General features: G+C 70.4%; 27 protein-coding genes. 8 read left to right on the top strand and 19 right to left on the bottom strand.

Annotated features, from left to right (window positions below; all coding sequences use genetic code 11):
- Window positions 1-449: 449 nt before the first annotated feature.
- The 7 genes from ACFQ6N_RS23570 to ACFQ6N_RS23540 all read right to left on the bottom strand — a co-directional run bounded on the left by ACFQ6N_RS23570 (window position 450) and on the right by ACFQ6N_RS23540 (window position 5,747).
- On the bottom strand, window positions 450-1,184 hold the full coding sequence (locus ACFQ6N_RS23570; protein WP_380652283.1) for a class I SAM-dependent methyltransferase: 735 nt from the start codon (window positions 1,182-1,184) through the stop codon (window positions 450-452).
- 34 nt (window positions 1,185-1,218) lie between these two features.
- On the bottom strand, window positions 1,219-1,905 hold the full coding sequence (locus ACFQ6N_RS23565) for a class I SAM-dependent methyltransferase (RefSeq protein WP_380652281.1): 687 nt from the start codon (window positions 1,903-1,905) through the stop codon (window positions 1,219-1,221).
- Between the two features lie 42 nt (window positions 1,906-1,947).
- Window positions 1,948-3,315: a hypothetical protein gene (locus tag ACFQ6N_RS23560; RefSeq protein WP_380652279.1), complete on the bottom strand. Its 1,368-nt coding sequence runs from the start codon at window positions 3,313-3,315 to the stop codon at window positions 1,948-1,950.
- A 2-nt stretch (window positions 3,316-3,317) separates the two neighbouring features.
- Window positions 3,318-4,082 carry a hypothetical protein gene (locus tag ACFQ6N_RS23555; RefSeq protein WP_380652277.1) on the bottom strand — a complete coding sequence of 255 codons (765 nt, stop codon included), beginning with the start codon at window positions 4,080-4,082 and terminating at the stop codon, window positions 3,318-3,320.
- A gap of 43 nt (window positions 4,083-4,125) precedes the next feature.
- The gene (locus ACFQ6N_RS23550) at window positions 4,126-4,710 is read right to left on the bottom strand and encodes a hypothetical protein (protein ID WP_380652275.1); all 585 of its coding nucleotides are present in this window, start codon (window positions 4,708-4,710) and stop codon (window positions 4,126-4,128) included.
- A gap of 149 nt (window positions 4,711-4,859) precedes the next feature.
- The gene (locus ACFQ6N_RS23545) at window positions 4,860-5,159 is read right to left on the bottom strand and encodes a hypothetical protein (protein ID WP_380322685.1); all 300 of its coding nucleotides are present in this window, start codon (window positions 5,157-5,159) and stop codon (window positions 4,860-4,862) included.
- Window positions 5,160-5,237: 78 nt separating this feature from the next.
- Window positions 5,238-5,747: a nucleoside-diphosphate kinase gene (locus tag ACFQ6N_RS23540; protein WP_380652297.1), complete on the bottom strand. Its 510-nt coding sequence runs from the start codon at window positions 5,745-5,747 to the stop codon at window positions 5,238-5,240.
- Between the two features lie 425 nt (window positions 5,748-6,172).
- Here ACFQ6N_RS23540 and ACFQ6N_RS23535 point away from each other — a divergent pair, with 425 nt between their 5' ends.
- Both ACFQ6N_RS23535 and ACFQ6N_RS23530 read left to right on the top strand, forming a co-directional pair.
- Window positions 6,173-6,841, top strand: a complete 669-nt coding sequence (locus ACFQ6N_RS23535; protein WP_380652272.1) for an NUDIX hydrolase — start codon at window positions 6,173-6,175, stop codon at window positions 6,839-6,841.
- Window positions 6,838-7,251, top strand: coding sequence for an NUDIX hydrolase (locus ACFQ6N_RS23530; protein ID WP_380652270.1), 414 nt, complete (start codon window positions 6,838-6,840; stop codon window positions 7,249-7,251). Before ACFQ6N_RS23535 ends, ACFQ6N_RS23530 begins: the two co-directional genes overlap by 4 nt.
- A gap of 473 nt (window positions 7,252-7,724) precedes the next feature.
- Here ACFQ6N_RS23530 and ACFQ6N_RS23525 read toward each other — a convergent pair whose 3' ends face one another.
- From ACFQ6N_RS23525 to ACFQ6N_RS23490, 8 genes are read right to left on the bottom strand one after another with little or no spacing between them, the layout of a single operon-like run.
- On the bottom strand, window positions 7,725-8,105 hold the full coding sequence (locus tag ACFQ6N_RS23525; protein ID WP_350880450.1) for a metal-sulfur cluster assembly factor: 381 nt from the start codon (window positions 8,103-8,105) through the stop codon (window positions 7,725-7,727).
- Window positions 8,106-8,125: 20 nt separating this feature from the next.
- Window positions 8,126-8,578 (bottom strand): Fe-S cluster assembly sulfur transfer protein SufU, encoded by a 453-nt coding sequence (sufU, locus tag ACFQ6N_RS23520; protein WP_360255850.1) that lies wholly within the window; start codon window positions 8,576-8,578, stop codon window positions 8,126-8,128.
- Window positions 8,579-8,597: 19 nt separating this feature from the next.
- Window positions 8,598-9,857, bottom strand: coding sequence for a cysteine desulfurase (locus ACFQ6N_RS23515; protein WP_380652267.1), 1,260 nt, complete (start codon window positions 9,855-9,857; stop codon window positions 8,598-8,600).
- Window positions 9,854-10,618 carry a Fe-S cluster assembly ATPase SufC gene (gene sufC, locus ACFQ6N_RS23510; RefSeq protein ID WP_380652265.1) on the bottom strand — a complete coding sequence of 255 codons (765 nt, stop codon included), beginning with the start codon at window positions 10,616-10,618 and terminating at the stop codon, window positions 9,854-9,856. Before sufC ends, ACFQ6N_RS23515 begins: the two co-directional genes overlap by 4 nt.
- A 6-nt stretch (window positions 10,619-10,624) precedes the next feature.
- Window positions 10,625-10,942 (bottom strand): non-heme iron oxygenase ferredoxin subunit, encoded by a 318-nt coding sequence (locus ACFQ6N_RS23505; protein ID WP_380652261.1) that lies wholly within the window; start codon window positions 10,940-10,942, stop codon window positions 10,625-10,627.
- 5 nt (window positions 10,943-10,947) lie between these two features.
- Window positions 10,948-12,189, bottom strand: coding sequence for a Fe-S cluster assembly protein SufD (gene sufD, locus ACFQ6N_RS23500; RefSeq protein WP_380652258.1), 1,242 nt, complete (start codon window positions 12,187-12,189; stop codon window positions 10,948-10,950).
- Between the two features lie 57 nt (window positions 12,190-12,246).
- Window positions 12,247-13,662, bottom strand: coding sequence for a Fe-S cluster assembly protein SufB (gene sufB / locus ACFQ6N_RS23495; protein ID WP_380652255.1), 1,416 nt, complete (start codon window positions 13,660-13,662; stop codon window positions 12,247-12,249).
- A gap of 9 nt (window positions 13,663-13,671) precedes the next feature.
- On the bottom strand, window positions 13,672-14,514 hold the full coding sequence (locus ACFQ6N_RS23490; protein WP_380652252.1) for a helix-turn-helix transcriptional regulator: 843 nt from the start codon (window positions 14,512-14,514) through the stop codon (window positions 13,672-13,674).
- A gap of 164 nt (window positions 14,515-14,678) precedes the next feature.
- Here ACFQ6N_RS23490 and ACFQ6N_RS23485 point away from each other — a divergent pair, with 164 nt between their 5' ends.
- Both ACFQ6N_RS23485 and ACFQ6N_RS23480 read left to right on the top strand, forming a co-directional pair.
- Window positions 14,679-15,608 (top strand): ABC transporter ATP-binding protein, encoded by a 930-nt coding sequence (locus ACFQ6N_RS23485; protein WP_380652249.1) that lies wholly within the window; start codon window positions 14,679-14,681, stop codon window positions 15,606-15,608.
- Entirely contained in the window at window positions 15,605-16,375 is a 771-nt protein-coding gene (locus tag ACFQ6N_RS23480) for an ABC transporter permease (protein ID WP_380652246.1), read from the top strand. The genes ACFQ6N_RS23485 and ACFQ6N_RS23480 overlap by 4 nt, the downstream gene beginning before the upstream one ends.
- A gap of 172 nt (window positions 16,376-16,547) precedes the next feature.
- Here the strand turns inward: ACFQ6N_RS23480 and ACFQ6N_RS23475 are convergent, their stop codons facing one another.
- Window positions 16,548-17,249 (bottom strand): LAETG motif-containing sortase-dependent surface protein, encoded by a 702-nt coding sequence (locus ACFQ6N_RS23475; RefSeq protein ID WP_380652243.1) that lies wholly within the window; start codon window positions 17,247-17,249, stop codon window positions 16,548-16,550.
- Window positions 17,250-17,567: 318 nt separating this feature from the next.
- Window positions 17,568-18,887 carry a choice-of-anchor A family protein gene (locus ACFQ6N_RS23470; protein ID WP_380652240.1) on the bottom strand — a complete coding sequence of 440 codons (1,320 nt, stop codon included), beginning with the start codon at window positions 18,885-18,887 and terminating at the stop codon, window positions 17,568-17,570.
- 213 nt (window positions 18,888-19,100) lie between these two features.
- On the opposite strand from ACFQ6N_RS23470, the gene ACFQ6N_RS23465 reads away from it, so the two are divergent.
- Window positions 19,101-20,111 carry a heme A synthase gene (locus tag ACFQ6N_RS23465; protein ID WP_380652294.1) on the top strand — a complete coding sequence of 337 codons (1,011 nt, stop codon included), beginning with the start codon at window positions 19,101-19,103 and terminating at the stop codon, window positions 20,109-20,111.
- 79 nt (window positions 20,112-20,190) lie between these two features.
- Here ACFQ6N_RS23465 and ACFQ6N_RS23460 read toward each other — a convergent pair whose 3' ends face one another.
- Window positions 20,191-20,523, bottom strand: coding sequence for a hypothetical protein (locus tag ACFQ6N_RS23460; RefSeq protein WP_380652237.1), 333 nt, complete (start codon window positions 20,521-20,523; stop codon window positions 20,191-20,193).
- A 72-nt stretch (window positions 20,524-20,595) separates the two neighbouring features.
- On the opposite strand from ACFQ6N_RS23460, the gene ACFQ6N_RS23455 reads away from it, so the two are divergent.
- On the top strand, window positions 20,596-21,237 hold the full coding sequence (locus ACFQ6N_RS23455; RefSeq protein ID WP_380652235.1) for a DUF2461 domain-containing protein: 642 nt from the start codon (window positions 20,596-20,598) through the stop codon (window positions 21,235-21,237).
- A gap of 77 nt (window positions 21,238-21,314) precedes the next feature.
- On the opposite strand, the gene ACFQ6N_RS23450 is transcribed toward ACFQ6N_RS23455, so the two are convergent.
- Window positions 21,315-22,262 (bottom strand): heme o synthase, encoded by a 948-nt coding sequence (locus ACFQ6N_RS23450; protein ID WP_380652232.1) that lies wholly within the window; start codon window positions 22,260-22,262, stop codon window positions 21,315-21,317.
- A gap of 463 nt (window positions 22,263-22,725) precedes the next feature.
- Between ACFQ6N_RS23450 and tkt the strand changes: the two genes are divergently transcribed.
- Window positions 22,726-24,825: a transketolase gene (gene tkt, locus ACFQ6N_RS23445; protein WP_380652229.1), complete on the top strand. Its 2,100-nt coding sequence runs from the start codon at window positions 22,726-22,728 to the stop codon at window positions 24,823-24,825.
- Between the two features lie 90 nt (window positions 24,826-24,915).
- A complete protein-coding gene (tal, locus tag ACFQ6N_RS23440) occupies window positions 24,916-26,073 on the top strand; it encodes a transaldolase (RefSeq protein WP_380652226.1) in 1,158 nt (385 codons plus the stop codon).
- The last annotated feature ends 25 nt before the right edge of the window (window positions 26,074-26,098 follow it).

Raw genomic sequence — 26,098 nt, 5'->3', positions numbered from 1 at the left:
ACCCCGCCGGCCCCCCCCACCCACCCCCCCCCCCCCTGCGGTCGGGGGCCCCCCCCGGCCCGCGCCGCGCGCCGCCCGGCCCGGCGGCGCGCGGCGCTGACGGAGGAGGGCGAAGGACCTGTCGGAAGCGAGAGGGCCCTGTCCCACCGGTCCCCTTCAGGCTGGTGGGAGAGCGTGCCTCAGGCTGCGATCTACGCAGGCCCGCTGCCGGTCATCGCGGAGCGCGGGGCGTCGTAGACGTGGGTTTCGGTGACGATCGTGCAGTCGGCATGCGGATCTTCTCGACCCGGTAGTACCCGGCCGCGGTCAGCATCATCACCCTCCGGTGCTACCGCTCGCGGAGGCCGACATTGATCAGGTGGTCCTGCCATCCCGTGGTGGCCGGGGCGCCGGCCACCACGGTCAGAGGTCCTGTGCGCTCCCGTGCGGATCGCTCGCGGGCTACGCGGCTACTTCGTGGCGACCACGTAGACGCTGGCCCACTGGCGCTTCGGGTTGGCCATCGTGGGGTCGAAGGTCCACGGCTCGACGGTGCGGAAGCCCGCCTCGGTGAAGAGCTGGGCGAGCTTCTCGTGGTCGTACGCCCAGTAGTGGGGGTTGTAGGTCGGGTCGTCGTCCTGGTCGCGGAAGACGTAGTTGATGAGGTCGAGGTAGGTGTTCATGTCGCCTCGGCACTGCCGCTTGGCGTACCACCGGTCGATCATCTCGGCGGCCCGGTCCGGCGGTGCCGGGTACTGGCTCAGGACGAAGGCGGCGTCGGGGACGCCGGTGATGAGCTGGCCGCCGGGCGTGAGGACGCGGTGGGCCTCGCGGGCGTAGTACTTGGCGGACCGCGGGTAGTCGATGTGTTCCAGGAAGTGCTCGGAGAAGATCGTCTCGGCGCTGGCGTCGGCGAGCGGGATGCCCTCGCGCACGTCCCACAGGAGGTCGGCCGGCGGGACGATGTCGATGTTGAAGAAGCCGTCGATGCGGTGTCCGCCGCCTCCGATCTGGACCTTGGCGGGGCCAGGCTCGAGGACGCAGTCGGGCAGGGCGGCGACGCTGGCCCGATGGTGGCGGTGCAGTTCGACTTCCTTGATGGTCGCCCGGAGGGTTCGGGCGAGGCCGTACGTGGTCGCGGGTGAGTCGAGAGCCTGGTCGAGTTGGGCGAGGAGGGCGGTTATCTGCTGGTCGTGCAGCGTCATCGGGGTCTCGCTTCCTGGGGCGCCTGGGTGGTGGTCAGGTGGTTCGGGAGCTGAGCTGGTCGATCTTCCACAGGCCCAGCCCGTTGCCGGGGTGGTGCTGGCCGCCGTCCGTGAAGTCGGTGTCGAAGTGCTCGACGGGCTCGGGCAGGTGGAACGGGGCCGCCTGAAGGTTGAGCGGGCGCCAGTGGGTGTCCACGGTGTCGCGGTTCTCGGCCACGCCGACGTAGGTGGTGGCGAGCAGGTAGGTCGAGCGGCTGGCGGTGACGCGGTCGAGGAACGCGAGTACCTCGTGGTGGGTGAGGTGGACGAGGCAGTCCCGTGCGATGACGAGGTCCGCAGTAGGGATGTCGTCCCTGCTCAGGTCGGCCTGCCAGAAGGAGATGCGCTCGCTGCCGTGCCGTTCCTGGTTGAGCCGGACGAGGTCGGGGACGACGTCGAGGCCGACGTAGCCGTCCAGTTGGTCGAACCCGTCGACCTGGCGGATCCAGTTGACGTCACCGCATCCGGCGTCCGTGACGGTGCGGATCGGGTAGCGCGCGAGAACCGAGGCGAGGGCGGCTCGGACGGCCTCGGTCTGACGGATCTCGGAGCCGGGACCAGAGACCGACTCGGGGGATCCCCAGTGGTTGGTGCGGTAGATCTCGGTGAAGAGCGTCTCGGCGGGCTGGGTGGGTACCGGCCAGGCAGCGGTGGACGGGGTGGCGGGGCCGTGGGTGGGCATGCGTCTCCTCTGCGATCGTCATCGAGGGGCGTGGGGCAGCGGTCAGCGGCTGCTGTTGCGCATGAGCGTGTACTTGATGTCGACCAGGCGCGGCGCGATGCTCAGAGCCAACTGCTCGGTCGGGTGGAGGTGCCCGGCGTCGCCCGGCTCGGCACGCCAGACGCGGTAGTCCAGGTTCGGGTAGGCCGGGTTGATGCCGATCTCGCCCTTGGGCATCGTGCCGTTGAACGGCACGACGATGTCCATGTGGTTCCAGTAGTTCCAGGCTTGTAGGGCCTTGTGCTGGTCGAAGTAGAAGTAGAAGTCGGGGTAGCGGCCGTAGCTGCGGAGTTCGCGGTGGATGAGGTGGCCCAGCAGCGGGCCGAGTTGGGTGGCGAGGCTGTCGAATTCCCAGCGCGTTCGGTGCCAGGCTTCGGGCACCTGCCCGCTGGTGAAGAGCCGGGCCGCCACGAGGTAGCTGATCCGCTCGACCATGTACGCGCGGGCGTGGTCAGCGTCGATGGTCGGGTCCACCCGCTGCAGAAGTGCCGCCAGCTGCTGCGGGCGGGGACGGAACGTGGCGAGGTTGAACTTGCCGGCCATGTCCGGGAAGGAGGCGAACAGCATCTCCTTGTAGAGCCAGTTGTTGAACTCTCCGAGGTCGGCGAGCTGCCGGGTCCGTGCAGAGGTGGAGTGGAGCATCAGGTATTCGGCGAGGGCCTCGAAGTAGAGGTAGCCGAGGATCGGCAGCCGGGGGATGGCCGCATCCAGCAGCTGCAGGAAGCCCTCCGTGGCCACGGTCAAGCCCTGGTAGACGATGCCGGCGGCCAGGGCCAGGAACGCGGCCGAGTTCTTGATCCGGCCGACGACGGTCTCGCGCAGGTGGTGCCGCTCGGTCTTGCTGAGCAGGTACTCCAGGTCGGTGTAGATCTGCAGGTGGATCGAGCCCAGCCGCAGGTAGTCCACGCCCGCCAATCCGCGGTAGGCCTGGGGCGGCGCGGTGATCTCGAAGATCAGCGGCGTGGGTGCGCGTCCGCCCAGGCCGACCCTGGCAAGGGAGGCGGGGGCCTCCTTGGTGAGGACGTAGGCGGCCAGGTTGTGCATGCGGAAGCCGTGCTCGGTCGCTGTGAGCGGCGCGCAGTAGATGCTGCCGACGAGGCATCCGCCGGAGGGGTAGAGCACCCCCTCCTCGCTGATCTCTTCCAGGGCGTGGGTGACGTGGAGCAGGTGCAGCTTGCCGTCGCTGCTCAGGCTGTCGAAGAGCGCGTTCTTTCGGAGCAGGCTGCCGTTCGGCGTCTCGTCGGTCAGGCGCTTGTGCCAGGCGGCCGTCTGGGCTGCCAGCGGGTCGGCCTGCCCGGCGTCGGGCAGCAGCGCGGAGTCGAAGAAGGCGTGTGCGTCGGCCCACAGGTCGTAGGCGTCGCGGAGGCTCACGGCTACACCAGCCCCTTCTCGGCGAGCGCGTACAGGACGGCTTCGGCGCTGCTGGCTCCGGCGAGGTGCGCGGTCTCGGAGACGGCAACGAGGTCGAAGGCCACGGCGCGGAGCTGGTCGAAGGCCGGCTCACGAACGTGTCGCGCGTCGGGCCACCAGCTGAGCTTCGGCAGGCGGTAACGGTCGAGCGCGTCTGCCGCCTTGACCAAGTCGCAGATGAGCCCGGCGCGGTGGTAGTCGGCCTGGTCGTCCAAGCAGAAGGCGCCGTACGGCACGTCGTGCAGGCGGACGGCGGTTGCTGCCTGGATGATCCGCCAGGGTGTCGCCACCAAGCCGAAGTGGGTCCAGACGGTGTCGGCGTTGGCGGCCAGCCAGACGGCGGCACGACCACCGTGGCCACGGTCGTCCTGGTCGTGTAGGCGCTGGCAGTCGTGGACGGCCGCTGCCAGGACGACCGTGGCGGTCTCGGTGTCGTCCAGCTCGTGGATCTCAGCGAGCAGAGCGGCCAGTGCGGCGGTTCGCATGCTGTGCCTGAGACCGTGGAGCGAGTCGTGGAGGCGAGGCTCCGCCAGCCACGTTGCCGGAAGAGCGGACCGGCTCAGGAGGTGCTTCGAGGCCGGCCGCAGGGGCGGCGGCCAGGCCGCGCCGAGGTCGGGCCGGTTGGCCTTGATCCACTCAACGGTTGCCGGTTCCATGTACTGGTGGTGCGGCAGCTGCCTTCGGGCAGCCAGGTCGACCAGACTCGTGGTCGTCGGGGTCGTGCTCATCTGTGCCCACCCCCTTCTGGTGGTCCACCGCGGTGACGTGCTCCTACCGGATCGGCGCGGCCTGTGCCTCGCGGGCCTTGCGCTCCTGCTCGGCGGCCTCGAAGGCGGCGGCGAAGTCGGCCAGCTCCTGCTCGCTCATCAGCGTCACGCCGAGCTCGGCGGCGACGTCGACGATCTGGGCGGACGCCTTGTCGCGGGCGGCGTCCGAGGCACCGTCGTCGAGCAGCACCTCGAACTCGGCGTGGTAGCCCCATGCCTCGCTCCACTTGAGGGCAATCTCCACGCCCTGGAAGCGGAAGTTGTGGCGGAAGTTGAACGCCTCGTGCATCGCGGACTCGAAGCCGAGCGCGTTGAACACCTTCACGGCCGCCGGGACGTCCTCTCGGGCGATCGCGAATTCGGTCTCGTGGAAGGCGGCCCCCTGGCCGATCTTGCTGCCCTTGAGGGTGATCTTGGCGGTGCCGGCAGCCGTGTTGTCCGTGACCTTCAGCAGCTGCTCAGGCAGCACGTAGAAGTAGATGTGCTTGGCGTCGTCGCCCAGGTCCTCGCCGTCCCTCCGCAGGCGGTCCATGAGCTGGGCGTGGGTCTCCTTGTCGAAGCGGGCGCGCATCTCGATCTCGACAGCCACGGTCGTGTCTCCTTGTTTCAGGCATGGCGGATCCAGCCGAACCAGGGCGGGGTGGCCCCTGGCTGGTCCGGATGGGCGGTATGGAGTTGGTGGTGGAGCCGAGTGGTGCGGCGGGCCGTCACTTCACCGGCCGCACCACCCGAGATGGATCAGCCCAGGTCGCCGAAGCGCTCGCGGATCACGCCGGCGTGCAGGTAGTTCGGCAGCGGGACGCCGCCGACCGCCACTCGGGTGGTCGCCACCTGGTCCTCGGTCTCGCTCGGGAAGCCCTCCAGGAGCTGGAGGCACTGCTGGACCCACTCGCGGGACTTGGGCCAGTCCCCGGCGTCGCGGAGGCGGACCGCCAGCGCGTAGGCGGTCTCGGTGGCCGCCCAGCGGTCGGTCGCCAGCTCGCGCTGGAAGATCGACTCCAGCTCCTCGGCGGAGGCCAGGCGGGTCTGGTTGGTCATGGTGCCCTCTCAGATCGGACGGTGGTACCCAGGTGGTGATCAACGCAGCGGCGTCTCAGCAGTGACGCCGCGATTGGCCTAGTTGGTGAAGATCTCGGCCAGCGTGCGGTACTCGTGCAGCTCGTCCTTGTCGAACCACAGCTCGACCTCCTGCGCGGCCTCCTCCTTGTTCCCGGAGGCATGGACCAGGTTGGCCACGGCCTTGCCGACCGCCACGCTGCCCGCGGAGCTCATGTGCGAGAGATCGCCGCGGATCGTGCCGGCCGGAGCCTGGTTCGGGTAGGTGCTGCCCACGATTTTCCGAACGGTGGCGATGGCGTCGTAGCCCTCCAGTACCAGGGCGATGACCGGCCCCTGCTGCATGAAGGTCGCCGTGAGGTTGTAGACCTCTGCCCCAAGCCGCTCTTCGAGGTCGAAGTAATGCTTGCGGGTGAACTCCTCGTCCATCCACTTCATCTTGACGCCGACGATCTTCAGCGCGGCATCCTCGAAGCGCGAGATGATCCGGCCTCCGAGGCTGCGCACCAGCGCGTCGGGCTTGAGCAGGACGAGCGTGTGCTCGACCGTGTGGACCTGGTCCTCGACCATCAGTTCCCTTTCAGCTTGCTGGCATTCAGACATGACGAACGGTCAGCTCGTCATGAACTGAGGTTACCGGCGCCAGCGAACCACTTTCGGCTCTCCGACCTACACCCCGAACGGGTGAACCCTGTGCGGTTCAGTAGCGTTCGATCCGTCGCCCTGTCGACACGCCGACCTCGCTGGCGTAGTCGCCCAACTCGCTTTCCTCCTTCGGGTGCTCACCTAGAATCTCCGAGGGATCGGCGTGTATGTCCTGTTAATCCCGGGGGGCTTCCCGGGGCTCAAGTTGCCTAGATGAGCCTGGCCTTGAGGTGCCGACCGCAAGTCTTCCGGTATCCACGCCGCGCAGCGATGAAGCGCCAGTGCAGTCGATGTGCATCTTCGGCGCACGCCTCCTGCACTGCAGCGACCACGACCGAGAGGGAACGGCGTTGGACGTCATCGAGGTCTGGAGCGGTCGTTACGCCTGCCTGCTCCAGTCCGCCCTCCGCCTCACCAACGAGGCTTTCGCCAATCAGCTCGGGATCGCGGTGAGAACGGTCGCCGCGTGGCACGCTGACCCCTCCGTCGTACCGAGAACCGAGATGCAGCAGCTCCTCGACTCCGCGCACGAGAGAGCTTCCGACGCCGCACGTCAGCGCTTCGCCCTTCTGGCAGCGAGAGAACACGGCGGCGGAGCCTCCGTGTCCGGCACGCCGGCTGCGCAGGCCCTGCGGGTGGCCATCTCGGTCGTCCTCCGGCAGAGCGACGTACTGCTGGTCTGCCGACGTGACGACGACGCGTCCGGGATCTCCTGGCAGTTCCCGGCTGGGGTGATCAAGCCCGGCGCGAAGCCGGAAACCGCGACCGTCCGGGAGACGCTGGACGAAACCGGGGTCCACTGTGCTGTCCGCGGGAGCCTCGGCAGCCGTGTCCACCCCGTGACGGGCGTGCTGTGCGAGTACTTCCTGTGCGAGTACCTGGCCGGTGAGGCAACCAACAGCGACACCGTCGAGAACGTCGACGTGATGTGGGTTCCTCGAAACTCGGTGACCCGCTTCATCAACGTCGATACGATCTTCCCACCCGTCCTGGCCGCCCTGGAGGAGGAGCAGACGTGACACAGCAGACTGCGGAGGAGCGCCCGGGTATTGCCGCCGCGATCGTGGTCCGGGAGGGCCGCGTTCTGATGGTGAGGCGGCGGGTGAGCGAGGGCCAGCTCTCCTGGCAGTTCCCGGCCGGTGAGATCGAGGCCGGCGAGTCGCCCGAGGAGGCGGCTGTCCGTGAGACGGCGGAGGAGACCGGATTGGGTGTGGCCGCCGTCAAGCTCCTGGGCGAGCGGGTGCATCCGAAGACCGGTCGGCTGATGTCGTACACGGCCTGCGAGGTCGTCGGTGGTACCGCCGAGGTGGTCGACACGGACGAACTGGACCAGCTCGCGTGGGTGACTCTCGCCGAGATCCCCGAGTACGTGCCGTATGGGCTCTTCGAGCCGGTGCAGGCATACCTGGACATTGCGCTCGTTGCCTGACCACCGGCTGCATAGGTGACCATCCATGGAGCCGGTGGTCGCGCCGGTGCCGCTATGAGCATCGCCCGTATCAGCGCCTGGCGCGCCGGCACGCCCCGCGCCCGCACCTCTCACATGGCAGCACTCCGCCCGCTGGATCACATCCAGCGGGCGGAGGCGAAACCCACCATTTCGACCTGTTCCGGAGGCCGCCCCGGCAGCCGGGGCGGCCTCCGGGCCCTCACTGGCTTCCGGCAGGTACGTCGCCGTGCTCCATCAGCGCCGCGCGGCGAGTGCGGGGGCGGGCACCCGCCGCCCGGCGGGTGGGGGGTGGATGGCGGGGAATGGCGGTGAACCTGCTCCACGAAGCAGATCACGCGCGGGTGTTCACCCTGGCGACGGGCGAAGTGGGGCGCGGAAACACCACTGCCGCACAAACCTTTCCCCCGAAGGAGAGGTTTGCGCGGCAGCGGGTTGACGATCGACGAGCGACCTCAGACGTTGAAGCCGAGGGCGCGGAGCTGGTCGCGGCCGTCGTCGGTGATCTTGTCGGGGCCCCACGGCGGCATCCAGACCCAGTTGATGCGCAGGTCCTGCACCAAGCCGTCGGTCGCGGTCTTGGCCTGGTCCTCGATGACGTCGGTCAGCGGGCAGGCCGCCGAGGTGAGCGTCATGTCGATGGTGGCCACGTCGGACTCGTCGATGTGGATGCCGTAGATCAGGCCCAGGTTGACGACGTCGATGCCCAGTTCGGGGTCGACGACGTCCATCAGGGCCTCGGTCAGGTCCTCCACGGACACGGTGCCGGCGGTGGTGCCGACGATGACGACGCCGTTGGGCTGGTCCTCCGCAGCGGAGGGGGTCTCGTCACTCATGGTCTGTCCTCCTCTGCGGGTCAGTCGTTCACGGCGGGGTGCTGGGCGAGGGCCTGGGCGGTGGCGTCCTTCCAGGCCATCCAGCTGAGCAGGGCGCACTTGACCCGGGCCGGGTACTTGGAGACGCCGGCGAACGCGACCGCGTCCTCCAGCACCTCCTCGTCGCCCTCGCCCTGGCCCTTGCTCTGCATCAGCTCCAGGAAGGCCTCCTGGACCGCCTGCGCCTCGCCCACGGACTTGCCGACCACCAGGTCGTTGAGCACCGAGGCGCTCGCCTGGCTGATCGAGCAGCCCTGGGACTCGTACGAGACGTCGGCCACCGTCGAGCCGTCGAGCTTCACCCGCAGGGTGATCTCGTCGCCGCACGTCGGGTTGACGTGGTGCACTTCGGCGTCGCCGTCCCGCAGCCCCTTGCCGTGGGGGTTGCGGTAGTGGTCCAGGATGATGTCCTGGTACATCGAGTCGAGCTTCATGATCGTCCTGCCCCGTCCCTCAGCCGAAGAAGTTCCGGACGTGGTGCAGGCCGTCGATCAGCGCGTCGACCTCGCCCGGCGTCGAGTACAGGTAGAACGACGCCCGCGTGGTCGCCGGAATTCCGTACCGGAGGCAGACCGGCCGCGCGCAGTGGTGGCCGACGCGAACGGCGATGCCCTGCTCGTCCAGCACCTGGCCCACGTCGTGCGGGTGGATGTCGCCGAGCGTGAAGGAGATCGCCGCGCCGCGGTCCACGGCCGTGCGCGGGCCGATGATCCGCAGGTCGGGGACCTCCAGCAGCCGCTCGACGGCGTACTCGGTGATCGCGTGCTCGTGCGCCGCGATCCGCTCCATGCCGATGCCCTGGAGGTAGTCGATGGCCGCGCCGAGTCCGACCGCCTGGGCGATCGGCGGGGTGCCGGCCTCGAACTTGTGCGGCGCCGGGGCGTAGGTGGACGAGCCCATGGTGACGGTCTCGATCATCTCGCCGCCGCCGAGGAACGGCGGGAGGTCCTCCAGCAGCTCCTGGCGGCCCCAGAGCACGCCGATGCCGGTCGGGGCCAGCATCTTGTGGCCGGTGAAGGCGACGAAGTCGGCCTCCAGCGCCTGCACGTCGAGCACCATGTGCGGGGCGGCCTGCGAGGCGTCGATGACGACCAGCGCGCCGACCGCCTGGGCCCGGCGGACGATCGTCTCGACCGGGTTGACGGTGCCGAGCAGGTTGGAGACGAGGGTGAAGGAGACGACCTTGGTCTTCTCGGTGATCAGCTCGTCGATGTTGGACAGGTCGAGCCGGCCCTCGTCGGTCAGCCCGAACCACTTCAGCTTCGCGCCGCTGCGCTGCGAGAGCAGCTGCCACGGGACGATGTTGGAGTGGTGCTCCATCTCCGTGATGACGATCTCGGAGTCGGCGTCGACCCGGTAGGGCTCCTCGGCCCAGGCCAGCATGTTGGCGACCAGGTTGAGCGACTCCGAGGCGTTCTTGGTGAAGATGACCTCGTTGCGGCTCGGCGCGTTGACGAACGCCGCGACCTTGTCCCGGGCGCCCTCGTACAGCGCGGTGGCCTCTTCGGCGAGCACGTGCACGCCGCGGTGGACGTTGGCGTTGTGCCGCTCGTAGTAGGCGGTCAGCGCCTCCAGCACCTGGCGCGGCTTCTGCGAGGTCGCCGCGTTGTCCAGGTAGACCAGCGGCTTGTCGTCGTGCAGCAGCCGCTGCAGGACCGGGAAGTCCTTGCGGATCGCGTCGGTGTCGAGCAGACCCGTGAACGCATGCGTCACGCGGACGCGCCCCCCTTCACGTACGCCTCGTAGCCCTCGTTCTCCAGCTTGTCGGCCAGCTCGGCGCCGCCGGACTCGACGATGCGGCCGCCCGCGAAGACGTGGACGTAGTCGGGCTTGATGTACCGCAGGATGCGGGTGTAGTGGGTCACCAGCAGGGTGCCGACCTCGCCGGTCGAGCGGACCCGGTTGATGCCCTCGGAGACGATCCGCAGCGCGTCGACGTCCAGGCCGGAGTCGGTCTCGTCGAGGATCGCGATCTTGGGCTTGAGCAGCTCCAGCTGGAGGATCTCGTGGCGCTTCTTCTCGCCGCCGGAGAAGCCCTCGTTGACGTTGCGCTCGGCGAAGGCCGGGTCCATCTGGAGGGCGGCCATCGCCTCCTTGACCTCCTTCACCCACAGCCGCAGCTTGGGGGCCTCGCCGCGGACGGCGGTGGCGGCGGTGCGCAGGAAGTTGCTGACCGAGACGCCGGGGACCTCGACCGGGTACTGCATGGCCAGGAAGACGCCGGCCTTGGCGCGCTCGTCGACGGACATCTCCAGGACGTCCTCGCCGTCCAGCAGCACCGAGCCGCCGGTGACGGTGTACTTGGGGTGGCCGGCCAGCGAGTAGGCCAGGGTGGACTTGCCGGAGCCGTTCGGACCCATGATGGCGTGGGTCTCGCCCTGCTTCACGGTCAGGTCGACGCCCTTCAGGATCTCGCGCGGGCCGCTCTCGGCGTCGACGGAGACGTGCAGGTCGCGGATTTCAAGGGTTGCCATGGGTACTCAGGACTCCTGGTTGACGGAGACGAGCACATCGTCCCCTTCGATCTTTACGGGGTAGACAGCGACCGGCTTGGTGGCGGGCAGGCCGGAGGGCTTGCCGGTGCGCAGGTCGAAGCTGGAGCCGTGCAGCCAGCACTCGATCATGCAGTCCTCGACCTCGCCCTCGGAGAGTGCGACGTTCGCGTGCGAGCACATGTCGTTGATCGCGAACACCCCCTCGTCGGTGCGGACGACGGAGACCGGCACGCCGTTGAGGTCCACGCGCTTGGGGACGTCCTCCTGGAGGTCGCTGAGCGCGCAGGCACGGAGGAAGGTCATCGCGTTCAGACCGCCGCTTCCAGCTCGGCGTCGATCTTCTCCATGAGCTGGTCCTGGACCTCGGCCACGCCGATCTGCTGGAGCAGTTCGGCGAAGAAGCCGCGCACCACCAGGCGGCGGGCCTCGTCTGCCGGGATGCCGCGGGCCTGGAGGTAGAACAGCTGCTCGTCGTCGAAGCGGCCGGTCGCCGAGGCGTGGCCGGCGCCGACGATCTCGCCGGTCTCGATCTCCAGGTTCGGGATGGAGTCGACCCGGGCGCCGTCGGTGAGCACCAGGTTGCGGTTGAGCTCGTAGGTGTCGGTGCCGAGCGCGGCGGCGCGGATCAGCACGTCGCCGACCCAGACGGCGTGCGCGTCCTGGCCCTGCAGCGCGCCCTTGTAGGCCACGTTCGACCGGCAGTGCGGCGTGTCGTGGTCGATGACCAGGCGGTGCTCCAGGTGCTGGCCGGCGTCGGCGAAGTAGAGGCCGAACAGCTCGGCCTCGCCGCCGGGGCCCGCGTAGGTGACCCGGGGGTGCAGGCGGACCAGGTCGCCGCCGAAGGTCACCACCACGGACTTGTACGAGGCGTCCCGGCCGACCAGCGCGTTGTGCTGGGCGGCGTGGATCGCGTCGCGCTCCCAGTCCTGGACGGAGACGAAGGTGAGCTTGGCGCCGTCGCCGATCAGCAGCTCGACGTTGGCGGCCCGGGTGCCGGTGCCCGCGTGGTTGAGCACCACGACGGCCTCGGCGAACGGCTTGACGTCGATCACCACGTGGGCGAAGCGGACGCCGCCCTCGCCGCGCACGTCGATCCTGACCGGCTCGGTCAGCACCGCGTCCTGCGGGACGGTGACCACCAGGGCCTGCTCGAAGGAGCTGAAGGCCTGCGCGGCGACCCGGTCGACCGGGGTGCCGGCCTTGCCCAGGCGGGCGTCGTCGCGGCCGACGGTCTCGGCGGTGACGCCGTCCGGCAGCGTGAACTCGACCTTGTCGGTGCCCGCGCCGACACGCTCAGCGTTCGAGGCGGCCGTCCCGTCGTGCAGCCCGCCGAGGCGGTGCAGCGGGGTGAACCGCCAGTCCTCCTCGCGGCCGGTCGGCACCGGGAAGTCGTTCACGTCGAAGGACGGCTTGACCGCGACGCGCGCGTCGATCGGCTGCTGGACCGTGGTCCGGCCGGTGCCCGGGCCGGCGAGCTGCGCGCCCGCACCGGCGGTGCCGACCTCGATCGACCCGGCGGTGGTGGAGCCGGTGGTGTTCTGCTCAGCCATGGCTGTTCGTGGTGCTCTCTTCCTCGGAATTCGGTGGACGGCGGTGGCGGCTGGGCGTCAGCCGACCGAGCCCTCCATCTGCAGCTCGATCAGCCGGTTGAGCTCCAGCGCGTACTCCATCGGCAGCTCGCGCGCGATCGGCTCGACGAAGCCGCGGACGATCATCGCCATGGCCTCGAACTCGGTCATGCCCCGGCTCATCAGGTAGAACAGCTGGTCCTCGCTGACCTTGGAGACCGTCGCCTCGTGGCCCATGGACACGTCGTCCTCGCGGACGTCCACGTACGGGTAGGTGTCCGAGCGGGAGATGGTGTCGACCAGCAGCGCGTCGCACAGCACGTTGGACTTGGCGCCCTTGGAGCCCTCGCCGATCTCGATCAGACCGCGGTAGGAGGTCCGGCCGCCGCCGCGCGCCACCGACTTGGAGACGATGTTGGAGGAGGTGTTCGGCGCCATGTGCACCATCTTGGCGCCGGCGTCCTGGTGCTGGCCCTCGCCCGCGAAGGCGATCGACAGGGTCTCGCCCTTGGCGTGCTCGCCCATCAGGTAGACGGCCGGGTACTTCATGGTGACCTTGGAGCCGATGTTGCCGTCGACCCACTCCATGGTCGCGCCCTCGTACGCCACGGCGCGCTTGGTGACCAGGTTGTAGACGTTGTTCGACCAGTTCTGGATGGTCGTGTAGCGGCAGCGGCCGCCCTTCTTGACGATGATCTCCACGACCGCGGAGTGCAGCGAGTCGGAGGAGTAGATCGGCGCGGTGCAGCCCTCGACGTAGTGGACGTACGCGTCCTCGTCGACGATGATCAGCGTCCGCTCGAACTGGCCCATGTTCTCGGTGTTGATCCGGAAGTAGGCCTGGAGCGGGATGTCGACGTGGACGCCCTTGGGCACGTAGATGAACGAGCCGCCGGACCACACCGCCGTGTTCAGCGCGGCGAACTTGTTGTCGCCGACCGGGATGACGGTGCCGAAGTACTCCTTGAAGATCTCCGGGTGCTCCTTGAGCGCGGTGTCCGTGTCCAGGAAGATGACGCCCTGCTCCTCCAGGTCCTCACGGATCTGGTGGTAGACGACCTCGGACTCGTACTGCGCGGCGACACCGGCGACCAGGCGCTGCTTCTCCGCCTCCGGGATGCCCAGCTTGTCGTACGTCGCCTTGATGTCGGCGGGCAGGTCCTCCCAGGACTCGGCCTGCTTCTCGGTGGAGCGGACGAAGTACTTGATGTTGTCGAAGTCGATGCCGGAGAGGTCGGAGCCCCAGGTCGGCATGGGCTTCTTGCCGAACAGCTTCAGGCCCTTGAGCCGGAGGTCCAGCATCCACTCGGACTCGCTCTTCTTCGCCGAGATGTCGCGGACGACGTCCTCGCTGAGCCCGCGCTTGGCGGCGGCGCCGGCGGCGTCCGAGTCCGCCCAGCCGTACTCGTAGGTGCCCAGGCCTTCGAGCTCCGGGTGCGAAACGGTGTCAGTCATGCGAGCTTCCTAACGCGCGGACGCTGAATCTTCGGTGGACGTACCGGCAGTCGGCGCTGCACCGGTGCCCTGGCGCGGGGTCCGCGCGGCAGACGACGATGCGGCACCGGGTGCCGGCACATAGGTGGTGCAGACCCCGTCGCCGTGGGCGATGGTGGCCAGCCGTTGCACATGGGTGCCAAGGAGCCGGGAGAAGACCTCGGTCTCCGCCTCGCAGAGCTGCGGGAACTGCTCGGCGATGTGCGCGACCGGGCAGTGGTGCTGGCAGAGCTGGGCACCCGCCGGGGCCTTGGCCGCGGCCGACGGGACACGCCGCACCGTGGCAGCGTACCCGTCCGCGCTGAGCGCCTCGGCGAGCGCCTCGGTGCGGTCCCCCGCCCCGGCCAGGCGCAGGGCGTCCAGGTACTTCTCGCCCTGCTTGCCGAAGCGGGCGCGCGCGAAGGCGGCGACCGCCTCCTCGCCCGCCTTTCCGCCGCCCACCGAGTCCGAGATCCAGCGCAGGGCGTCGGCGGCCAGCTGGTCGTACGCCTGGTAGAAGGCGTCCCGGCCGGCGTCGGTGAGGGCGAAGACCTTGGCCGGACGGCCCCGGCCGCGGCTGCCGTAGACCCGCTGCTCGCGGGACTCGACCAGACCGGTGGCGGCGAGCCCGTCCAGGTGGCGGCGGACGGCGGCGGCGGTGAGGCCGAGCCGGCTCGCCAGGTCGGCGGCGGAGGAGGGGCCGTGGTCCAGGATCGACCGGGCGACCCGGTCCCGGGTGGCACGGTGGCCGTCCAGCAGCACCTCGGCCGCCGTCACGGGCACGTCGCAGCGGGGGGCCGACTCGGCCTCCTGCTGCTGGGCGTGCTCGCGCATGTTTTTCACAACACCAGTGTTGCGTAATTACTTCCAAGGAGACAAGCCGTGATCCAGGCCTCACCGGTGGCATCGATCACGCAGGTAAGCCTTACCTGACCTGCGTTGATGATCATCGAGGCCGCCGTCCGGCCCCGGCGTCAGCCCCTCTTACACTCGCCGGTATGCACTCCGAACCCGCGGTCCAGATCGCCGGGCTGGTCAAACGCTACGGTGACAAGCCCGCGGTGGACGGCCTCGACCTCACCATCGCGACCGGCGCGATCACCGCCGTCCTCGGCCCCAACGGCGCCGGCAAGACCACCACCATCGAGACCTGCGAGGGCTACCGCCGCCCCGACGCCGGCACCGTCCGCGTCCTCGGCCTCGACCCGGTCACCCAGAGCGCCGCCCTGCGCCCCCGGATCGGCGTCATGCTCCAGTCCGGCGGCATCTACCCGGGCGCGCGCGCCGTGGAGATGCTGCGGCACACCGCCAAGCTGCACGCCCGCCCGCTGGACGTGGACACCCTCGTCGAACGCCTCGGCCTCGGCTCCTGCGGCCGGACGGCCTACCGCCGGCTCTCCGGCGGCCAGCAGCAGCGGCTCGCCCTGGCCATGGCCGTGGTCGGCCGCCCCGAACTGGTCTTCCTGGACGAGCCCACCGCCGGACTCGACCCGCAGGCCCGCCGCGCCACCTGGGACCTGGTCCGCGACCTGCGCCGGGACGGCGTCACCGTGGTCGTCACCACCCACCACATGGACGAGGCCGAGCAGCTCGCCGACCGCGTCGCCGTCGTCGACCGCGGCACGGTGATCGCCGAGGGCACCACCGAGGAGCTGTGCCGGGGCGGCGCCGAGGACGCGCTGCGCTTCGACGGCCCACCCGGGCTCGACCTCGCCCCGCTGGTCGAGGAGCTGCCCGAGGGCGCCACCGCCGTCGAGACCGCCCCCGGCAGCTACCGCGTCGAGGCGCCGCTCGACCCCGGCAGGCTGCTGGCCGCCGTCACCGGCTGGTGCGCGTCCGCCGGCGTCCTGCCCGAACGGCTGGCCGTGCAGCGGCGCAGCCTCGAAGACGTCTTCCTCGACCTGACCGGACGGGAGCTCCGCTCGTGAGTGCCACGGACTACTCCCCCGCGCCGGGCGCCGCACCGGTCGGCCGGATGCTGCTCGCGCAGACCGCGTTCGAGACCCGGATGCTGCTGCGCAACGGTGAGCAGCTGCTGCTCACCGTGGTCATCCCGACCGTGCTGCTGGTGCTGTTCTCCGCCGTGGACGTCGTCGCGGTCGAGGGCCCCGGAAAGCGGGTCGACTTCCTCGCCCCCGGGCTGCTCGCGCTGGCCGTGATGTCCACCGCCTTCACCGGGCAGGCCATCGCCACCGGCTTCGAGCGCCGCTACGGCGTGCTGAAGCGGCTCGGCGCCAGCCCGCTCCCCCGCTGGACGCTGCTGACCGCCAAGACCGGCTGCGTCCTGGTGACGGAGGTGCTCCAGGTCGCGCTGCTGTCGGTGATCGCGCTGGCGCTCGGCTGGTCGCCGCACGGCAACCCCCTGACGGTCGCCGCGCTGCTGGTCCTCGGCACCGCGGCCTTCTCCGGGCTCGGCCTGCTGATGGCCGGCACCCTCAAGGCCGAGGCCACGCTGGCCGCCGCCAACCTGGTGTTCGTCCTGCTGCTGCTCGCGGGCGGGGTGATCGTGCCGCTGGGCAAGTTCCCGGACGCCGTACGGTCGGTGCTGGAGCTGCTGCCGATCTCGGCGCTCTCGGACGGCCTGCGCTCGGTGCTGCAGAACGGCGCCGGGGTGCCCTGGTCGGACCTCGGGATCCTGGCCGGCTGGTCGGTGCTCGGCCTCGCGGCGGCGGCCCGCTTCTTCCGCTGGGAGTGACCCGTACGGCCCCGCGTACAGACCCACGTACGGGCCCGGCCCCGTGCCGGCGCGGCCCGCACGGACGCAGAACCGGCGCCGCCCGCACGGGCGCAGCGCGAAGCCCCCCGGCCTCGATCGGCCGGGGGGCTTCGTGTCGTCCGCGGGGCGTCGTGCCGTCCGCGGGGGCGGGTCAGCTCTCGCTGCCGCCGCGGCGCTTGCGGGCGAGCAGGACGAGCGCGCCACCGACCAGCAGCACGCCGCCGCCGGCCGCCGCGATCATCGGGGTCGCGTCGTTGCTACCGGTCTGGGCGAGCGCCGGCCCGCTGGTGGAGGGCGCCGGGGTCGGGGTGTCGCTCGGGGTCGGCGCGGCCGACGGGCTCACGCTCGGCGTCGGCACCGGGGTGGGCGTCTTCGTCGGCGTGGGGGTGGGCGTCGGGGTCGGGGTCGGGGTCGGGGTGGGAGTCGGGGTCGGGGTGGGCGTCGGGGTCTTGGTGGGGGTCGGGGTGGGAGTCGGGGTGTGGCACGGCTCGATCGTCTTCGTCTCGTTGATGTTCCACCCCTTCTCGTTGGGGTTCTCCGAGGTGACGACGACCAGGTTCGCCTTGATCGGGGCGGTGTGGTCCTTCACCGGGAAGGTGCCGTGGAACTCCGCGGGGAAGGCCTTGGCGTCCAGGACCTTCTCGCCGTCGATGGTGAGGCTGACGGTGTTCTTCACGTCCGCCTTGGGGCTGTAGTTGATCAGATCGATCACGATCTTGTCGCAGGTCACCGACCAACTCGGTACATGCGCCGAGGCATTGGTGGCCAGCGCCAGGGGCAGTAGAAAACCGGCCGCCGCCGTGCCTGCCAGTGCCGCCGCGCCGATCCCGCTGTGCCGCTGCTGTCGCGCCATTACGCTGTTCCCCTCCGAACGGTCTTGTGCAGCAGGCGTGTTGAGTGGTTCGCGGTGGCCCGCTACTACTGTCCGGGGGACTCTACCGGCACTCCCGCATCTCGCCACACCCCGCCGTACGACCGGATTTCGTCTGTCCGTCCAGTCTTCGATATGCATGACCAGCCCATCACAGCTGCCACCTCGCAGAACGCGGATTCGGCAAACTTGAATGAACTTCGTCACCTTCAAGACAGAACGGCGCCCCCGGTGATCAGGTTCAATCACCGGGGGCGCCGCTCCGGTCGGCTGACGAACATTCGGGTATTCGCCGCCTGATCAGGCCTTCTTGGCCGCCTTGCGCCGGGCGGCCACCACGATCCCGCCGCCGGCCGCGAGCACGACCGCGCCGGCGATCGCCAGCGGCAGCACCGGGCCGGACCCGGTGTGCGCCAGGTTGCCGCCGCCGTTCGCGTCGGCGGACGGGCTCGCCGAACCCGGCACCGCCGGAGCGGAGCCGGAGCCGCCGGCCGACGGACTGGCCGAACCGCTCGCGCTGGGCTTCCCACTGGTCGGGGCGGACGGGCTGCCCGACGGGCTCGCCGATCCGCTCGGGGAGGCCGAACCGCTCGGCGTCGCCGACGGCGAACCGCTCGGCACCACCGGCGGCACGGTCGGCGTGCCGGACGGCGTCGGGACGGTGGTGCCCGGCAGGCAGCCGGTGAACGGGTAGTGGTGCGTCTCCGCGCCGCCCTTGCCGGTCAGCGAGGCAGCGATCACCGAGCCGTTGACCGGGCCGCCGCTGCCCAGGTCGAAGGCGGCGTTCGGCGCGAGCACGGTGCCGGCCCAGGCGGCCTTGCTGCTCTTGACCACCTTGGTGGCGGTCGGGAAGTTCCAGAGCAGCTTGGCCCGGATCGCCCCGCCCGCCGCGCTCTGCAGCTTGTCGTCCAGGACGAACGCCGAGGTGCCCGCGTCCCACAGGTGGAAGCCGGTCGTCCCGGCCGCCGCCATGTCGTAGGAACCGCCGGTCACGTTGACCACTGTGACCGAACCGGCCGGCACCTTGAGGAAGACGTCCTTGGCGCCCTGGAGCTTCGCGGCGTCGACGGTGAAGCTGTTGTACTTCGCGTCCCCGCCGGTGAACGTCAGCCTGGCGCCCTCCGCCTGGACGGTGGCGCCGGCGGTCTGCGGGACGGCGGCCAGCGAGGTGGCGGCGGCCCGCAGCTTGGCGAACTCGGCCTTGAAGTCGATCGGCGAGGCGCCCTGCCCGACGGCACCCTGGTGGGCCTGGACGACCGCGCCGTCGGCCTTGGAGCCGTAGACGCCGTTGCCCTTCATCACCTGGGTGTTGTGGCCGGTGATGCGGCCGGCCACGACCAGGGCGTTCTTGCCGGGCAGCGCGTCGACCTCGGCGGCGGTGAGCTCCTGGCCGACCGAGAAGCCGCCGGTGAAGTCGGCGTTGCCGCCGACCGCGACCGCGCCCTCGGCGTCCGGGGTGTGGGTGTCGTCGCCCTCGATGAACTCGCCGTAGAGGTTGGCGACCCCGAGGCCGCGGCACTCCTGGTCGGTACCGACGGCCTGGGCGGCCGGCGCGACGAGCCCGGCCAGTGCGAGCGAGCCGCCGACCGCGAGTGCGGCGGCGGTAGTGGATATGCGCATGTGCAGGTCTCCGCTTGGGTGCGGGAGGTGATGGGGGGAGGGTCCGAAAAAAGGTATGGACCAATCCGCACTCTTTCGGCCAAACGGGTGATTGGTCAAGACCATTGAACGCCTTGCCCGAAAAGTCCGTTCCCCTCCCGGCCCGCCCCGGACGCCGGCCCCGCCCGCGCGCCACCGCGCCCCGCCCCAAGATCACCTGTAAGGCCGCCTACGATTGACCCCGTGCGTACCCCCTTCTCCCTGCTCGCCGAGCGCTGGCAGCCTTCCGCCGCGATGGTCCGGCGCGCCGCGTTCGCCGCGCTGGTGATGAGCGTGGTCATCGTCGTCACCGGCGGCGCCGTCCGCCTCACCGCCTCCGGCCTCGGCTGTACGACGTGGCCCCGCTGCACCGACGAGAGCCTGACGCCCACGGCCGAAATGGGCTTCCACGGCATCGTCGAGTTCACCAACCGGATGCTCACCTACGTGCTGAGCGCCGCCGTCGGCTGGGCGATCCTGGCCGCCCGCTGCCACCGCCGGCCTTCGGCCGGGGGGACCCCCAGCCCGTGGCGGCGGAGCCTCACCAAGCTCGGCTGGGCCCAGTTCTGGCTGGTGATGAGCAACGCCGTGCTCGGCGGCATCACCGTGCTGACCGGCCTCAACCCGTACACCGTGGCCCTGCACATGATCGCCGCGATGGCCCTGGTCTGGGTCGCGCTGCTGATGTGGGAGCGGTCCAAGGAGGGCGACGGCCCGGCGAGGCTGTCCGTGGCCCGCCCGATCCACCGGCTCTCGTACGTCCTGGTCACTGTGATCGGCCTGCTCGTCGCGGCCGGCACCCTGGTGACCGGCGCGGGCCACCACCCGGGCACCCCCAAGGACAACAAGATCGTCCCGCGCATCCCGATCGACTACGACCGCCTGGCGCAGTTCCACGCCGACTTCGCGTTCGTCTCGGTCGGCCTGACCATCGCGCTGGTCTTCGTCCTCGCCGCCGTCAAGGCCCCCCAGCCCGCCAAGGCCCGCGTCAAGGAACTCCTCGCGGTCCTGCTGCTCCAGGGCGTCCTCGGCTTCGTCCAGTACTTCACGGACGCCCCCGAGCTGATGGTCGGCCTCCACATGCTCCTCGCCGCGCTGACCTGGATCGCCGCCCTGCGCATCCCCCTCGCCCTGCGCACCCGCGAGACCGAAGCGCCCGTCGCCGACACCCCGGCCCCACGGACCCCCGAGACCGCCACGGTCTGACGCGTCCGCGAACGCACGACGGCCCGGCTCCCCCTCGGACGGGGGAGCCGGGCCGTCGGCGTGTGTCCGGTAGCGGGCCTCAGCCGCCGAGCTGGATGCCGGCCATCCGCTTCCACTCGTACGGGCCGGTCTTCACCTTGAGGCCCAGCTCGCCCTCGAAGTTCTCGTGCAGGGTCAGCCCGGCCAGCTCGGCGGCCCGGCGGCCGACGGCGTAGCTGGGGGCGACCTGGTCGCCCCAGGCGCCGTCCGCGCCGACCACGACGATCCGGGTGGCCACGGCGCCGACGTACTCGACGACCGCGTCGGCGCTGCCGCCGTGCTGCCGGGCGAAGCCGGTGAGGTGCTTGGCGATGCGCTTGGCGCGGCGCTCGGTACGGGCGTCCGGCGCGGTGGTGGAGGTCTCTGCGCTCATGCCCGCATGCTACCCACCGGTAGGCGCCCTGGCGACGGGAGCACCCTGTGCACCGGGACACATACTGGAGGCGTGACCTTCTCCGGCTGGCCGACCGAGGCGCTCGACTTCTACGAGCACCTGGAGGCCGACAACTCGAAGACCTTCTGGCAGGCCCACAAGGCGCGCTACGAGGACGCCGTGCGGGCCCCGATGGAGCGGCTGCTCGCCGACCTGGAGCCGGAGTTCGGCCAGGGGAAGGTCTTCCGCCCCAACCGCGACGTCCGCTTCAGCGCCGACAAGTCCCCGTACAAGACGCACATCGGCGCGTACCTGGAGGGTGGCGGCTACATCCAGCTCTCGGCCGACGGCCTGGCCTGCGGCAACGGCATGTACCGGCTCGCCCCGGACCAGTTGGAGCGCTACCGGGTCGCCGTCGCCGAGGACGTCGGCGGCGCCGAGCTGGAGCGGGTGATCGCCCGGGTGGAGCGGGACGGCCCGCTGGTGCTCGGCCGGGACTCCCTCAAGTCGGCCCCGCGCGGCTACCCGAAGGACCATCCCAGGATCGGACTGCTGCGGCACAAGGGCCTGGTGGCCTGGCAGGAGTGGGAGCCCGCGCAGTGGCTCGGCACCCGCGCCGCCTACTCCCGGATCACCGGCTTCCTGCACGCCTCGCAGCCGCTGCGGGACTGGCTGGACGGCCACGTCGGCCCGTCCGACCTCCCCGCCCGCTGAGCCCGCCCGCTGAGCCGTTCCCGCAGACGAAGGAGCCCCGGTCCACCGGACCGGGGCTCCTTGCCGTCTCGGACGGCCTACTTCACGAACGGGTCGACCGCGCAGACCACCATCAGCAGCGACAGGTAGGTGATCGACCAGTGGAACAGCCGCATCTCCTTGAGCTTGGCGCCCACGATCCCGGCCTTGGCCCGCGAGTACAGCGCGTGCGCCTCGCGCAGCCAGAACGCCCCGAGCAGCACCGCGGCCACCGGGTACAGCCAGCTCATGTGCCCGAGCGGCCACACCGCCAGCGAGACCGCCACCATCACCCAGGAGTAGATGACGACCTGCTTGCCGACCGCGACGTTGCCCTTGACGACCGGCAGCATCGGCACGCCCGCCCGCAGGTAGTCGTCGCGGACCTTCATCGAGAGCACCCAGGTGTGCGGCGGCGTCCAGAAGAACACCACCAGGAACAGCGCCACGGCCGCCCAGGACACCGTGTTGGTGACCGAGGACCAGCCGACCAGCACCGGCATGCAGCCGGCGATGCCGCCCCAGACGATGTTCTGCGAGGTGCGCCGCTTGAGCCCCAGCGTGTAGACGAACACGTAGAACAGCAGCGCGCCGAGCGCGAGCCCGGAGGACAGCCAGTTGACGCCGAAGCCGAGCAGCAGGGTCGACACGACCGCGAGCACGATGCCGAACACCAGCGCCTCGCGCGGCGACACCATCCCGGTGACGATCGGCCGCCGCTCGGTGCGGGACATCACCGCGTCGATGTCGCGGTCGATGTACATGTTGAGGGCGTTGGCACCGCCCGCCGAGAGGTAGCCGCCGACCACGACCTTCAGCACCAGCAGCATGTTCGGCACGCCCTGCTGGGCCAGGAACATCACCGGCACGGTGCTCATCAGCAGCAGCTCGATGATCCTGGGCTTGGTCAGTGCGACGAAGGCGCCGACTCGGGCCCCGATCGGCCGGTTCGCGGGAGTCGCCCCGGTGACCCCGGCGGGACGGGTTTCGACGGCGGTCACTAACACCCCAACTGAAGATGAACCTTCGCAGGCAGCCAAGGAACGAAGGGTCCCGAATCGTCCGCTCTGCGCGTACCACGACACCATAGACGTTCCATATATCCCTTCCGGCTCCGGGGTCCCCCGGCGGGGCGGAACCGCACACCCCCGGGTGAACCGACTGGGTGAAGCCACGAAGCGCCTCCGGAACGCCCCGCTCCCCCGTCCTGACCACCCCGGCGGCGGACGACCGCGAATCAGGAGAGGCTGGGGTAAAAGCAGTCATACCGCCCTAGTGGGAATCACCATGCGGAAATCCCGGTTGTCTCAGCACGGAGGGTGAGCCCCGGCCCGGACGGTAGGCTCGCACGCAGAAGCGGGATCTACCCTCCGTGACCGGCACCACCCAGCGTCGGGACCACAGCGCCGTGGCCGACCCGGTCCCCATTCACGGGGTCACTCTTCAATACGGAAGGAGCCCTGAGACAGGGTGAGCACTGCGCCGACGAACGCATTCGAGTGGACCGATCTGGACGAGCGCACGGTTGACACCGCGCGAGTCCTCGCGATGGACGCTGTCCAGAAGGTCGGCAACGGACACCCCGGGACTGCCATGTCCCTGGCCCCGGCCGCGTACCTGATCTTCCAGCGCTTCCTGCGCCACGACCCGACCGACCCGGCCTGGGTCGGCCGTGACCGCTTCGTCCTCTCCCCCGGGCACACCAGCCTGACCCTCTACACCCAGCTGTACCTCTCGGGGTACGGCCTGGAGCTGGACGACCTCAAGGCCTTCCGGGTCGGCGGCAGCCGCACCCCCGGTCACCCCGAGCACGGCCACACGGCCGGCGTGGAGACCACCACCGGCCCGCTGGGCCAGGGCATCGCGAACGCGGTGGGCATGGCGATGGCCGCCCGCTACGAGCGCGGCCTCTTCGACCCGGACGCCCCGGCCGGCGAGTCCCCCTTCGACCACACCATCTGGGCCATCGTCTCCGACGGCGACCTGGAGGAGGGCATCTCCGCCGAGGCCTCCTCGCTGGCCGGCCACCAGAAGCTGGGGAACCTGGTCGCCCTCTACGACGACAACCACATCTCGATCGAGGGCGACACCGAGACCGCCTTCTCCGAGGACGTCCTCAAGCGCTACGAGGCATACGGCTGGCACGTCCAGCGGGTGACCCCGAAGTCCAACGGCGACATCGACGTGGCCGCCCTGGCCGACGCGCTGGCCGCGGCCAAGGCCGAGACCTCCCGCCCGTCGATCATCTCGATGCGCACGATCATCGCCTGGCCGGCCCCGGACGCCCAGAACACCGCCAAGGCGCACGGCTCCGCGCTCGGCGCCGCCGAGATCGCCGCCACCAAGAAGGTCCTGGGCTTCGACCCGGAGAAGACCTTCGAGGTCAGCGACCAGGTCATCGAGCACGCCCGACTGGTGATCAAGCGCGGCAAGGCCGCCCGCGACCAGTGGCAGCAGTCGTTCGACGCCTGGCGCGCCGCCGACCCGCAGCGGGCCGCCGAGTTCGACCGCATCCAGGCCGGCGAGCTGCCCGAGGGCTGGAAGAAGACCGTCCCCTCCTTCCCGGCCGGGAAGGACGTCGCCACCCGCAAGGCCTCCGGCGACACCCTCAAGGCGATCGGCGCGGTGATCCCGGAGCTGTGGGGCGGCTCGGCCGACCTCGCCGAGTCCAACCTCACCACCATCGACGAGGACAGCTCCTTCCTCCCCGAGGGCAACCCGCTGAAGTCGGCGAGCCCGTACGGCCGGACGATCCACTTCGGCATCCGCGAGCACGCCATGGGCTCGACCATGAACGGCATCGCCCTGCACGGCAAGACCCGTGTCTACGGCGGCACCTTCCTGGTCTTCGCCGACTACATGCGCCCGGCCGTGCGCCTGGCCGCGCTGATGAAGCTGCCGGTCACCTACGTCTGGACGCACGACTCGATCGGCCTGGGCGAGGACGGCCCGACCCACCAGCCGGTCGAGCACCTGGCCTCGCTGCGCGCCATCCCGGGCCTGGCCATGGTCCGCCCGGCCGACGCCAACGAGACCGCCGTCGCCTGGCGCACCATCATCGAGCGCCAGACCAGCCACCCCGGCCCGGTCGGCCTGGCCCTCACCCGCCAGGGCGTCCCGACCTACGACCGCGAGGTCTTCGGCTCCGCCGAGGGCACCGCGAAGGGCGGCTACATCCTGGCCGAGGCCTCCACCGGCGCCCCGCAGGTGATCCTGCTCGGCACCGGTTCCGAGGTCCAGCTGGCCGTCAAGGCCCGCGAGGCGCTGGAGGCCGAGGGCATCGCGACCCGCGTGGTCTCGCTGCCGTCCTTCGAGTGGTTCCAGGAGCAGGACCAGGCCTACCGCGACAGCGTGCTGCCGCCGTCGGTCAAGGCGCGCGTCTCGGTCGAGGCCGGCATCGCCCAGGGCTGGCGCGAACTGGTCGGCGACCACGGCCGGATCGTCTCGCTGGAGCACTTCGGCGCCTCCGCCGACTACAAGGTGCTCTTCGAGGAGTTCGGCATCACCGCCGAGCACGTGGTGGCCGAGGCGCACAACGCCCTGCGCTCCCTCGAAGCCGTCAACCGCTAGCGCGCTCCGGGCCGCGCACCCGCCCGCACGCGGGTGCGCGGCCCCCTCCGACGACCCCACGAAGCAAGAAGAGCAAGGGACTGAAGCACCATGACTGACGCACTGAAGCGCCTCAGCGACGAAGGCGTTGCGATCTGGCTCGACGACCTCAGCCGCACCCGGCTGAACTCCGGCAACCTGGCCGAACTGGTGCAGAACAAGCACGTGGTGGGTGTCACCACCAACCCGACCATCTTCCAGAAGGCCATCGCCGGCAGCGGCGACGACTCCTACGACGCCCAGCTGCGCGACCTCGCCGTCCGCAAGGTCACCACCGACGAGGCGATCCGCATGATCACCACCTCCGACGTGCGCGACGCGGCCGACGTGCTGCGCCCGGTCTACGACGCCTCCAACGGCCGCGACGGCCGGGTCTCCATCGAGGTCGACCCGCGCCTGGCACACGAGACCGCCCCCACCGTGGCCGAGGCCAAGCAGCTGTGGTGGCTGGTCGACCGCCCGAACGTCTTCATCAAGATCCCCGCCACCAAGGCCGGTCTGCCCGCGATCGCCGAGGTCATCGGCCGGGGCATCAGCGTCAACGTCACGCTGATCTTCTCGCTGGAGCGCTACAAGGCCGTCATCGACGCCTACCTGACCGGCCTGGAGGCCGCCAACGCCAAGGGCCTGGACCTCTCCCAGATCGAGTCGGTCGCCTCCTTCTTCGTCTCCCGCGTCGACACCGAGATCGACAAGCGCCTGGACAAGATCGGCGGCGACGCCCGGGAGCTGCGCTCCAAGGCCGCCCTGGCCAACGCCCGCCTCGCCTACCAGGCGTACGAGGAGGTCTTCGGCAGCGTCGACGCCAAGACCGCCGGCAGCGCCCGCTGGACGGCCCTGGAGGCCGCCGGCGCCAAGCCGCAGCGCCCGCTGTGGGCCTCCACCGGCGTCAAGGACCCGGCCCTGCCGGACACCCTGTACGTCACCGAGCTGGTCGCCCCCGGCACCGTCAACACCATGCCCGAGGCGACCCTGGACGCCACCGGCGACCACGGCGTGGTCACCGGCAACACCATCGTCCCCAACTACGCCGACGCCAAGGCCGTACTGGACGCGATCGCCGCCGCCGGCGTGGACTACGACGACGTGGTCCAGGTCCTGGAGGACGAGGGCGTCGAGAAGTTCGAGCAGTCCTGGAAGGAACTGCTCGACACCGTCACCGCCTCGCTCGCCGCGTTCTCGGACCAGTCCGGCGCCGGCGAGAAGTGACCCCGGCTCACAGCCAGCGCACGAA

Source organism: Kitasatospora sp. NPDC056446 (assembly GCF_042796115.1).
GTDB lineage: Bacteria > Actinomycetota > Actinomycetes > Streptomycetales > Streptomycetaceae > Kitasatospora.
Note: the sequence above shows the minus strand (reverse complement) of the source record. Positions and strands in the feature narration are given on the sequence as shown.